General features: G+C 71.3%; 11 protein-coding genes. 3 read left to right on the top strand and 8 right to left on the bottom strand.

Annotated elements, in window-relative coordinates:
- Positions 1-105: 105 nt before the first annotated feature.
- Entirely contained in the window at positions 106-1,023 is a 918-nt protein-coding gene (locus tag AB0K34_RS44410; protein ID WP_138634698.1) for a MerR family transcriptional regulator, read from the bottom strand.
- A gap of 108 nt (positions 1,024-1,131) precedes the next feature.
- On the opposite strand from AB0K34_RS44410, the gene AB0K34_RS44405 reads away from it, so the two are divergent.
- Positions 1,132-1,635, top strand: a complete 504-nt coding sequence (locus AB0K34_RS44405) for a putative immunity protein (RefSeq protein ID WP_138634695.1) — start codon at positions 1,132-1,134, stop codon at positions 1,633-1,635.
- On the opposite strand, the gene AB0K34_RS44400 is transcribed toward AB0K34_RS44405, so the two are convergent.
- The 3 genes from AB0K34_RS44400 to AB0K34_RS44390 are packed head-to-tail and all read right to left on the bottom strand — an operon-like array spanning position 1,632 to position 3,973.
- Positions 1,632-2,228 (bottom strand): dihydrofolate reductase family protein, encoded by a 597-nt coding sequence (locus AB0K34_RS44400; RefSeq protein ID WP_138634692.1) that lies wholly within the window; start codon positions 2,226-2,228, stop codon positions 1,632-1,634. The genes AB0K34_RS44405 and AB0K34_RS44400 overlap by 4 nt on opposite strands.
- Before the next feature lie 36 nt (positions 2,229-2,264).
- Entirely contained in the window at positions 2,265-3,041 is a 777-nt protein-coding gene (locus AB0K34_RS44395) for an ABC transporter permease (protein WP_138634689.1), read from the bottom strand.
- Positions 3,038-3,973, bottom strand: a complete 936-nt coding sequence (locus tag AB0K34_RS44390; protein ID WP_138634686.1) for an ATP-binding cassette domain-containing protein — start codon at positions 3,971-3,973, stop codon at positions 3,038-3,040. Before AB0K34_RS44390 ends, AB0K34_RS44395 begins: the two co-directional genes overlap by 4 nt.
- A 67-nt stretch (positions 3,974-4,040) precedes the next feature.
- On the opposite strand from AB0K34_RS44390, the gene AB0K34_RS44385 reads away from it, so the two are divergent.
- Complete coding sequence (locus tag AB0K34_RS44385; RefSeq protein WP_138634683.1) at positions 4,041-4,856, top strand: TetR/AcrR family transcriptional regulator; 816 nt, start codon at positions 4,041-4,043, stop codon at positions 4,854-4,856.
- Here the strand turns inward: AB0K34_RS44385 and AB0K34_RS44380 are convergent.
- On the bottom strand, positions 4,802-6,373 hold the full coding sequence (locus tag AB0K34_RS44380; RefSeq protein WP_138634680.1) for an ATP-binding cassette domain-containing protein: 1,572 nt from the start codon (positions 6,371-6,373) through the stop codon (positions 4,802-4,804). The genes AB0K34_RS44385 and AB0K34_RS44380 overlap by 55 nt on opposite strands.
- Positions 6,374-6,447: 74 nt before the next feature.
- Here AB0K34_RS44380 and AB0K34_RS44375 point away from each other — a divergent pair, with 74 nt between their 5' ends.
- Positions 6,448-7,107, top strand: coding sequence for a TetR/AcrR family transcriptional regulator (locus AB0K34_RS44375; protein ID WP_138634677.1), 660 nt, complete (start codon positions 6,448-6,450; stop codon positions 7,105-7,107).
- Here the strand turns inward: AB0K34_RS44375 and AB0K34_RS44370 are convergent.
- The 3 genes from AB0K34_RS44370 to AB0K34_RS44360 form a co-directional block, all read right to left on the bottom strand.
- A complete protein-coding gene (locus AB0K34_RS44370; protein ID WP_138634675.1) occupies positions 7,094-9,448 on the bottom strand; it encodes a penicillin acylase family protein in 2,355 nt (784 codons plus the stop codon). The genes AB0K34_RS44375 and AB0K34_RS44370 overlap by 14 nt on opposite strands.
- A 72-nt stretch (positions 9,449-9,520) precedes the next feature.
- Complete coding sequence (locus AB0K34_RS44365) at positions 9,521-9,964, bottom strand: NUDIX hydrolase (protein ID WP_138634672.1); 444 nt, start codon at positions 9,962-9,964, stop codon at positions 9,521-9,523.
- Positions 9,961-10,599 (bottom strand): response regulator transcription factor, encoded by a 639-nt coding sequence (locus tag AB0K34_RS44360; protein WP_089327273.1) that lies wholly within the window; start codon positions 10,597-10,599, stop codon positions 9,961-9,963. The genes AB0K34_RS44365 and AB0K34_RS44360 overlap by 4 nt, the downstream gene beginning before the upstream one ends.
- Between the last annotated feature and the right edge of the window lie 33 nt (positions 10,600-10,632).

Below are 10,632 nucleotides of genomic sequence, written 5' to 3'. Positions count from 1 at the left end.
CAGCCACACTCGTACGCTATCGACAAGTTGGCCCCATTCGTGATCACATTTTCGGCTGGAGCAGCCTATGCGGCGTGATGACGTCTTTCGCCGTTGGTCTTACGGCTAGTGCTCAGTCTGAGCCATTGCTGTCAGGAACCAGCGCAGTTCCTTGCTGGGGTAGTCGGGCGGGTCCCAGCCGTTGATGACCGACAGTAGCTCCGCGTAGCGTTCGCGGCGCGGATCGGCGGCGGCGGTCAGGTAGGCCGCGAGGCTTTCGCGCAGGGCTGCGTCGTCTGTCTGGTCTTGGACGGCGGCGTAGGCGGTGGTGATTTGTTTGACGGCCTGAGCCGCTTCCGGGGAGTTGGTGGTGACGCCGGCTGTCAGTAGCGGGGCCACGGTCTCCGCGACGCGCGCGACGATGGGCTTGCGCGGTGGGGCCGTTTCCAAGGCGGGGTGCTCGGTGAACAGGCCGCGCATCAGTGACCGGAACTCCGGGTCTTCGGCGAGTTCGGCCAACTCCACCCATGCCTCCAACTGCTCGGACGTGGGGTCATCGGGCAGTTCGGGTGCCATGGATCGGTGCAGGACGCGCGAGAGCGGGCCCGCGTCGGGATCCCCGAATGCGCTGTGCAGGAAGTCGTCGACGAGGGCGTCACGCTCAGCGGCGGAAAGGCGGGCGAGTCGGTGCATGAAGTCCATCTCCTCGGGTGTGGAGCCGCGCCTGGCCGCTGCTGAGAGCACCGCGTAGCGCAGCCGCAGCACTCGCATCTGCACCGCTACTGCCTCGGCGTGGGTGGCGGCGGCCTCTGCGGCCGGTAGTCGGCGGTCCAAGATCTTCTCGATGGTGGCCAGGTCGATTCCGAGTTCGCGTAGCGTCCGTACCAGGCCGAGGCGCACTACGGCTTCCGGTGCGTACCGCCGATGCCCTGCCGCGCTTCTGCCGGCCTCCGGCACCAGTCCGCGCTCCGAGTAGAAGCGCACGGCCTTCACCGTGACTCCGCCGAGCCGCGCCAACTCGCCGATCGAGTAGCCACCGTCCATGCCTGAAGCCTGGCACCTCCCCCAAGGGGAGCTTCAACCTGTAATGATCTTCTGCGGATCGGGGCGTGCGGAGGGGGCTGACTGGTGTCCGGTGACTTTGAGTTGACCATGGACGAGCTTCGGGTCGTGGCGCGTTTCGTGGCGGAGAGTGCGCAGGACGTCCTGCCTGTGTTCGAGGAGGCCGTTCCGGGGGATTCCCGGCCGCGTGCGGCCCTTGATGCCGCGTGGGAATTCGTCAATGGCGCCCGGCGGACGAAGTTGCAGCGTGTGACGTCATTGGATGCCCACCGGGCGGCGAAAGAGGCGGATACCGAGGTCGCTCGTCTTGCCGCGCAGGCTGCTGGGGACGCTGCGTCCGCCGCTTATCTGCATCCGATCGCGCGGGCCACTCAGGTCGGGCACATCTTGCGGGGTCCGGCCAACGCGGCGCGGATCGGCGAGTTGCAGGCCGGAGATGATTACGCGGTCGGAGACATGCTGATCGAGCAGACTCGGGGACGGGCCACGCCCGTGCTGGTCGATGTTCTGTCGCGGTATCCGCTTGCGCCGGCCGGTAAGAGTCGCGCTGCCCAGCTCATGAGTGCTCTGGACGCTTCCTTGCGAGCCCGCTAAAGGACGTCGTAGGTCAGGTGTGTCGCGGTCGATGTCGGGATCACCGTGCGCTGCACCAGTGTGCGTGGTGCCCCGCCCCTGAATAGGGGTGTTCCGGCGCCTAGGACGACAGGGGCCAGGTGAAGGGCCAGCACGTCGACCAGCCCGGCTTCGAACGCCGAGGCGATGGTGGCGCCGCCGCCCATGAGGATGACGTCCTTGTCCACCGCCTCGGCTGGCCGCCGGGCGGCGGCTACGGCGTCCGGCAGGCCCGTCGTGACGAACGTCCAGTCGAGGCTGGTGAGCCGAACCGACTCCGGCCGCGAGCTCGTCACGACGAAGAACGCGGGCTTGCCCACCTCGCCGGCGCCGTACCCGGTCGTGTCGTCCCAGCCGCCGGGTCCGTCGACGATGTCGAAGAGGTTGCGGCCGAGGATGACGGCGCCCGAGCGGGACGTCCCCTCACGGAGGATCCGGCGGTCGTCGGGGTCGTCGGAGAAAGCCCAGGTGTGCAGGGCCTCGCCACCGGTGCCGAGACCGTTCTCCAGGCTCGGGTCAGGGCCGGTGACGAAGCCGTCCAGGGAGACCGAGATGTCCGCGATGATTTGCGTCATGTCCAGGCTGACTCGCCGCGCCCCTGAGACTCATCGCTATGCCGACGTCCTGCGCCGGAAAAGAACGGCCGCGAGCGGCACGCTGATCACCACCATGCCCGTGAGCCAGGCCGCCGCCACCGCGCCGGAGGAGCCCATCGGCTGGTCCAGGAGCAGTGAGCGGAGTGCTTCCACGATCGGTGTGATCGGCTGGTTGTCGGCGAAACCGCGCAGGGCGGCCGGCATGGTCTCGGCCGGGACGAACCCGTCCGACATGTACGGCAGGAACAGGACGAGGAAGCTGAACGCACCCGCCGCCTGGACCGACTTGACCAGGAGCCCCCAGAGCACCGCCAGCGACGACACCGCCACCACGTAACCCGCCAGTAGGGCCAGCGTGAACGCCCAGTCGACGAGTCCGGCGTCCGGGCGGAAGCCCAGGGCGACCGCAGCGACCAAGGCGATGCCGCACGCCGCGACGTTGCGGACCAGCGAGGCGACCACATGCCCGGCCGGGACCGTCCAGCCGCTGATCGGCAGGGTGCGGAAGCGGTCGATCATGCCCCCGGTCATGTCCTCGGCGATGGCCGAGGCGGTCAGCGCGGCGCCGTAGCCGCCGGACATGAGCAGGATGGCGGGCACCACGAAGTCGATGTAGGCGAGGCCGCTGGAGCCGGTGTCGATCGCCCCGCCGAAGACGTGCACGAACAGCACCATCATGATCACCGGCAGCGCGGTGTTCACGATGAGGCCGTCGAGGAGGCGCAGTTCGCGGCGCAGGTCGCGGATGACGAGGCGGCGCAGGTCGCCCGCCGCTGCCAGGACGGCGCTCATGCCGCTCCCTCCGTGAGTTCGAAGAAGACGTCGTCGAGGGTGGGGGCTCGCAGCTCCACGCGCTCGACGGTGACGCCCGCGCGGTGCATCAGGTCCAGCGCGTGGCGCAGGTGGTCGGGGCCCTGGACGGCCATGGTGACCTCCCGTGCCTCCGCGTCGAGACGCGCCGAGGTGTCGCCGTTGAGCGCCGTCGCGGCGCGCGGTACGTCACCGGTCGCCGCCAGGCGCAGCAGCAGGCGCTCGGCGCCCACCTGGCGCTTCAGCGCGGCGGGAGAGTCGTCGGCCGCGACGCGGCCGTCGTTGATCACCACGACGCGGTCGGCGAGCCGGTCGGCCTCCTCCAGGTACTGGGTGGTGAGCAGGATGGTGGTTCCGGCGGCCAGCAGTTCCCGGATCACCGACCACAGCTCGGCGCGGCTGCGCGGGTCGAGCCCGGTCGTGGGCTCGTCCAGGAACAGGATGCGCGGCTCCGACACCATGCTCGCCGCGAGGTCGAGCCGGCGCCGCATGCCGCCCGAGTAGGTCGCGACGCGCCGGTTCGCGGCGGCGGCGAGGCCGAAGCGCTCCAGGAGTTCGCCCGCCCGCCGCCGGGCCCGGCGCCCGCCGAGGTGGCTGAGGCCGGCGAACAGTTCGAGGTTCTCCCGCCCGGTCAGCAGCTCGTCCACCGTGGCCTGCTGGGCGGTCAGGCCGATCGCCCGGCGCACCGCGGCGCCCTCGCGGACGACGTCGTGCCCGCCGACGGTCGCCGTGCCGCCGTCGGGGGCGAGCAGCGTGGTCAGGATGCGCACGGTCGTGGTCTTGCCCGACCCGTTCGGGCCGAGCAGGGCCAGGAGCGACCCGGTGGGCACGGTCAGGTCGATCCCCTTCAGGACCGGGGTCCCCCCGAACGACTTCGTCAGGCCGCGGGCCTGGATCGCTTCTGCGAATGTCATACTGTGTATCGCGTTCACTATTTTGAGTATGCACAATTTCAGCAGCGGGTCAAGAAGGAGGGGTTCCATGGCGGACGACCGGACGCTGCCGCCGGTGCTGCGGCGCATGTGGGGACGCGAACCGGCGCCGCGCCGCGGGCCGCGGCCGCGGCTGGACCTCGCCGCGATCACCGCCGCCGCCATCGAGATCGCCGACGACGAGGGGCTGGCCGGGGTCTCGATGGCCGGTGTCGCCGCCCAGGTGGGCGTGGCGGCGACGGCGCTCTACCGGTACGTCGGCAGCAAGGAGGAGCTGCTCATCGCGATGACCGACGCCGTCGTGCCGGAGCCGCCCGAGCCGGACGGCCTCCCCTGGCGCGACTACCTCGCCCTCTGGTGCCGGGCGCAGCGCGACGCCGTCCTGCGGCACACGTGGCTGCTGTCCGTCGACCGGCTCGCCCCGCCGCTCGGCCCGCGCCGGCTGCTGTGGCTCGACCGCGCGCTGGCCTCCCTCGGCGGCACCGGGCTGCACGACGGCGAGAAGGTCAACGTGGCGACCGCCCTCGCCGGGTACGCGATCACCGACGCCGCGTTCGTCCACGGGGTCGGGGGCGGCGACCCGCAGATGGAGGCCGCCGAGATCGACGGCGCCGCCGACTACGGCGACATGCTGGCCGAACTGCTCGACCCGGCGACCTATCCGGCCCTGTCGGCGGCGATGCGCTCGGGAGTCATGCAGGGCGCGGAGGGCTGGTCGGACGACGGCGACTTCGTCTTCGGCCTCGACCTGCTGCTCGACGGCATCGAGGCGCTGATCGAGCGGCGCCGGGCGGCTCGCCCGGCTGCGTCTCAGGCCGGAGTGGACGACTCGTGCACGCGGCCGGAGGAGCCGAAGACCAGGTAGCGGTCGAAGTCGGCGGCGAACCAGCGGTCGTGGGTGACGGCCAAGACGGTTCCCGCATAAGACGCCAGGCCCTCCTGGAGGGCTTCGGCGCTGGCCAGGTCGAGGTTGTCGGTCGGTTCGTCCAGGAGGAGCAGCGTCGCGCCCGACAGTTCGAGGAGCAGGATCTGCAGGCGGGCCTGCTGGCCGCCGGAGAGCGTCTCGAACGGGCGGGAGCCCGCGGGGGCCAGCTCGTAGCGGGCGAGCGCGGCCATGGCGTCGTTGCGGGTGAGCGCGTGCCGCGCCATGACGATGTCCGCCGGGGTGCGGCCGAGCAGGTCGGGGCGGGTGTGCGTCTGGACGAAGAGGCCGGGCACCACGCGGGCGCCGAGGCGGAACTCACCGGCGTGCGGGACGTCGTGCCCGGCGAGCAGGCGCAGGAACGTCGATTTGCCCGAGCCGTTCGAGCCCAGCACCGCGACGCGTTCGCCGTACCAGATCTCAGTGGCGAAAGGGCGGGTCAGACCGGTCAGCTCCAAGGATTCGCAGATCAGGGCTCGTTTGCCGGTGCGGCCGCCGCGCAGCCGCATCCGCACGTTCTGGTCCTTGGGCGCGCTGCGGGGCGGGCCCGCCTCCTCGAAGCGCGCCAGGCGGGTACGGGCGGCCTGGTAGGACGAGGCCACCGCGTCGTTGTTGGCCGCGCGCTGGCGGAGCAGGTGGACTAGCTGCTTCAGGCGGGTGTGCTCCTCGTCCCAGCGGCGGCGCCGCTCGTGGAGGCGTTCGGTGCGTTCGCGGCGGGCCTGCGCATAGCCTGCGAAACCGCCGCCGTGGACCCAGATGTCGCGTGACTCCACGGTGATGATGCGGTCGGCCGTGTCGGCGATGAGCTGCCGGTCGTGAGAGACGAGGAGGACGGTCTTGGCCGTGGCGCGCAGCTTCTCCGCCAGCCATTCCTTCGCGGGCACGTCGAGGTAGTTGTCGGGCTCGTCTAGAAGGAGCACTTCGTCCGGGCCGCGGAGGAGGGCTTCCAGGACGAGACGCTTCTGCTCCCCGCCCGAGAGGGTCGTCACGCCGCGCGTCTTCGCCTCGTCGAACGACAGGCCGAGTGCGGCGGTCGTGCAGGCGTCCCAGACGACCTCGATGTCGTAGCCGCCCGCATCCGTGTAGTCGGTGATCGCCTCGGCGTAGGCGAGCTGGGTGCGCTCACTGTCGTCCAGGTTGCGTTCAGCGCGGGCCAGGCGCTCCGCCGCGCCGCGCACTCGTTCGGGCGCCACCGACAGCAGCAGGTCGTGGACGGTCCGGGCGTCGCGGATGCCGCCGATGAACTGCCGCATCACGCCGAGGCCGCCGGTGCTCGTGACGACACCGTCCGACGGCTGGACGTCGCCGGCGATCAGCCGCAGGAGCGTCGTCTTGCCCGCGCCGTTCGGGCCGATGAGCGCGGCCTTGGCCCCCTCCCCCACGCGGAAGGAGACGTCGTCCAGCAGGAGACGCCCGTCGGGCAGGGCGTAGCTCAGCCGGCTCACCTCGATGTGCCCCACACACTCTCCTAGTACAGCGGTCGAGTTACTAGACCAATGATCCGGTACTCGTTCAATGTACTAGTCTCGGTCGCATGACGGAGAGCGTGTGGTTGCGCGAAGGACGCCGGTCACGGCGGGAGGGGCCGCCGCTGTCCCGGGAGCGGATCGTGGCCGAGGCCGTGGCGCTGCTGGACGAGGAGGGCGCCGGGCGGCTCACCATGCGGCGCCTCGCCGAGCGCCTCGACACCGGGTCCACGACGCTGTACTGGCACGTCAAGACCAAGGACGACGTGCTCGAACTGGCCCTCGACAGCATCTTCGGCGACGTGGCCCTGCCGCACGGCGACCAGGACTGGCGCGCCGCCGTGGTCGCGCTGATGTCCGGCTGGCGGCGCGCGATGCTCGACCACCCGTGGTCGGCGGCGGTCCTGGGCGGACGCCCCCTGCTGGGCCCCAACGTGCTCGCCCGCACGGACTTCCTCTACGCGACGCTCGCCGCGACCGGACTGACCGGTGCGCGCCTCGCCACCGCCGCGTACGCGGTGGCGAACTACGTCATCGGGTCGGCGCTCATGGAAGTCGGCGCGCAGGATTCCACCCCCAGCGCCGCCGCCGAGCATCTCGCCCGCAGCCGCGACCTGTACCCGGCTCTCGCCGAGCACGGCCACCTGGACGACGGCGACTGGGACGCCGCGTTCGTCCAGGGGCTCGACTACCTCCTCGACGGGATCGGCGGCGTCACTTCCCCGTGAGGGTGACGACCTTGAGGCCCGGTGCCTTGTTGATCTCGCCGGCGCAGAACCGCTCGGTGACCCACTGCTTCTTGGAGAAGAGGCGGGTCTGGTCCGCGTAGTGCGGGGACGTCGGGTCGGTCGACTGCGAGTAGGTGAGAAGGGTCCGGGTGTCGGGGCACTTGTCACCGTCGAACGAGACGACCTGGACGTAGCTGGAGCCCGTGGTGATCTCCGTGTAGCCCTTGCCCGGCGTCCACGTGCCCTCGACCTTGTTCAGGATGCCGAGGTTCTCGGTGCCGCCGCCGATCGGGATCCGCTCGCCGTTGCGGGTGACGTACTGGTGGTCGCCGAGCGGCGCGTCCAGCGGGATGTTCGACTTCTTCAGCTCGTCCACCGCGTCCAGCAACGCCTTGCGGGCGGCCAAGGAGCCGGTGTTGAAGTCGCGTGGCGTGTTGACCGGGTCGGACGCGTTGAACGGCGTCTTCCACAGGTCCCACGCGGAGAGCGCCTTGCGCCAGTACCGGTCGAAGAGGAGCGCGCCGCGGCTGCCGGTGTCGGCCGTCTTGTCCCACTTGGCCAGGACGTCGCAGGGTTCGCCGAGGCGCATGTCGCGGCACATCGTCACCGTTCCGGCCGCGGCGAGCTCCCCCGCGTGGTTGCGGTTGGCGAAGACGAGGTCCTGCATGTCGGAGCGGGTGAACTTGCTCGCGGCGAGCTGGTCCTGGACGGAGACGATGCCGCTCCTCGTGCGGAGGCTGCGGGCGGCCTTCTCGTCGCCGATGATGCGGTCGTAGCCGGTCAGCGGCTTCTCCGGGTTGGACAGCCAGTAGCTGTCGTTGGAGTTGGTGACGTAGTCGCCGCGGGTCAGCACTGGGTACCGGTCGGGGTCGAGGATCCCCGGCTGGACGGTCCCCGGCGCCTTGCCCGGTGCGCAGGACGACCGGGTGCCGTCCAGGATCGCGAGGCCCGCCTGCCGCAGCGTCAGGTGGCCGAGGAGGGAGTTGCAGCGGTCCGCGAACGCGTTCGTGACGTTCGGCAGCACCTGGATCTGGGCGAACAGCGCCTTGCCGCGCGCGTCGGCCGCGATGGTGTTCACCCAGGGCAGGCCCTGGGTCTGCTTCAGCGCGCGGACGGCGTCATCGGTCGTGCGGGCCTTGCCCAGGGCGAGCGAGGTGTTCGCCAGGCGCAGGTTCGTGGCGTTCGGGTCGGTGAGCGCGTAGGCGTTCCAGGTCGTCCACGGCAGCCCGATGGACGAGACGGACGTGACGATCGGCCCGTAGCGGCTCCGCCACTGCGTCCTGGTGACCGGCTTGACCGAGCCGTCCGCCTGCTTCGCCTGGACGGTGACCCGCCGCTGGGTCATCTTCTCCACCTTGCCGTCCACGAAGTAGGACGTCGGGTCGCCCGGCACCAGCCGCAGCTCGGTGAGGCTGAACGGGACGCCGGTCGCGACGGTGTGGCTCCACGCGAACGTCGAGGTGTGGCCGATGTTGACGGACGGCGACCCGAGCAGCGCGGCGCCGCTCACGTTCAACTTGCCGGGGATCGTCTGCTGCATCTGCCAGAAGCGCCGCCCGTTGTGCCACGGGTAGTGCGGGTTGCCGAGGAGCAGGCCGCGCCCGTTCGCGGTGGCGCCGCCGCCGACGGCGATGGCGTTGCTGCCCATGTCGGCGTCCGCCAGCAGCTTGCGGGCCCCCTCGGCGGCCTTAGCGAGGGGCTGCGCCTTGGCCTGCGCGGCGCCCGGAGGCGCCGCCTCGGTGATCTGGTCGGTGACCATGCCGGAGCCGCCGAGCATGGCGAGGGCGTAGCCGCGCCGGTAGACGTCCAGCTCGGTGATGGGCCGCACCCACGCGGCGCCCTTGCACGCCGGGTCGGTGATCTTGCCCTCGCGCAGGTAGCGGTTGTAGCCGGCGGCCCAGCCGCGGCTGAGTTCGCGCACCTCGGTGCTCGGGCCGTAGGGGGCGGGCGCCGCCGCCAGCCGCTCGACGACCTTGCTGTCGTTGATGCCGGTGAAGAACACGTCGCTGGCGAGGTTGGTGGACGCCGACGACAGCGCCCTGTCCGGTGCGCCGTCCGGGCCGAAGTACTTGGAGCGCTCCCCGCTCAGCGTGACGACGCCCTGCGCGAGCAGGCACAGGTCGTCCTTGGCCGCCGCGTAGCCGGTGCCGTACCCGAGGCCGGCGTAGTCCGGCGCGGTGATGTGCGGAATGCCGTACTCGGTGTAGCGGATCGTCGCCGACATGGCGCGCTCGCTGGTCGCGGCGGCGGACGAGGTCACGGCGGCGGAGGAGGTCACGGGCGTCAGGACGGCGGCGGCGACCACCGCGGCTCCGGCCGCGCGCAGGACGGTACGCGACATGGGACTCCTTGATCACAGAAGTCCCGCAAAGTTCGCACAAGTGATCGTTCCTGGCAAGACCTACGCAAGGACCTACGGGAGGAGGCCGGGAAGGTCGGCCGCGTGGTCCTGGAGGTAGGCGGCGAGCGTCTCGGGGATCAGGTCGATGGCGGCCAGGTCCGCGGGGGTGCACGGGACGAGGTCGACGTCGTAGCGGCCCCGCGCCGGGTCCTCGAACTCGGGGCCGTGGCGGCGGGACAGGTCCATCGAGGCCAGCCGGCAGACGTAGAAGGTGTTGAGGCGGTACAGCCCGGGCGACTCCTCCCCGCACGCGAAGACCTGCCGGACGGGCCCGGCGGTGGCGCCGAGCTCCTCGTCCAGCTCGCGGCGCAGCGCGGCCTCCGGGGACGCGTCGTCCGGCTCGATCTTCCCGCCCGGGGTCGTCCAGTAGACGGGCCGGTCGGGGCGGGTGCGGCGCAGCAGGACGAGCGCGTCGCCGTCAAGGAGGAGGGCGCGCACGGCCCGGCGGACCCTCACGAGTTCAGGTAGGCCAGGACGGCCAGGACGCGGCGGTGCCCGCTGTCGGACGGCGGCAGGCCGAGCTTGGCGAACACCGCGCCGATGTGCTTGCTGACCGAGCGCTCGGTGATGACGAGGGTGGCGGCGATGGTGGCGTTGTCGAGGCCCTGCGCCATGAGCCCGAGGACCTCGCGCTCGCGCGGCGTGAGCGCCTGCAGCGGGTCCTGGCGGGTGGTCATCAGCTGGGACACGACCTCGGGGTCGAGGGCGGTGCCGCCCGCCGCGACGCGGTCGAGGGCGTCCAGGAACTCGTCGACCCGGCTGACGCGGTCCTTCAGCAGGTAGCCGATGCCCTCGGCGCCGCCGGCGAGCAGCTCGGCGGCGTAGGTCTCCTCGACGTACTGCGACAGCACGAGCAGCGGCAGGCCGGGGATCCGTTTGCGCGCCTCGATCGCCGCGCGCAGCCCCTCGTCGCGGAACCCGGGCGGCAGCCGCACGTCGAGGACGGCGGCGTCGGGCCGGTGCTCCAGGATCGCGGGCAGCACCTCGGGCCCCTCGCCGGCGACGGCGACGACCTCGTGCCCGCCCGCGTTCAGCAGCATGACGAGGCCCTCGCGGAGGAGCACGTTGTCCTCGGCGATCACGATCCGCACGGCAGCTCCACCTCGAGCGTCGTCCCTTCTCCG

This window comes from Actinomadura sp. NPDC049382, from assembly GCF_040677125.1.
Lineage (GTDB): Bacteria > Actinomycetota > Actinomycetes > Streptosporangiales > Streptosporangiaceae > Spirillospora > Spirillospora geliboluensis.
Note: the sequence above shows the minus strand (reverse complement) of the source record. Positions and strands in the feature narration are given on the sequence as shown.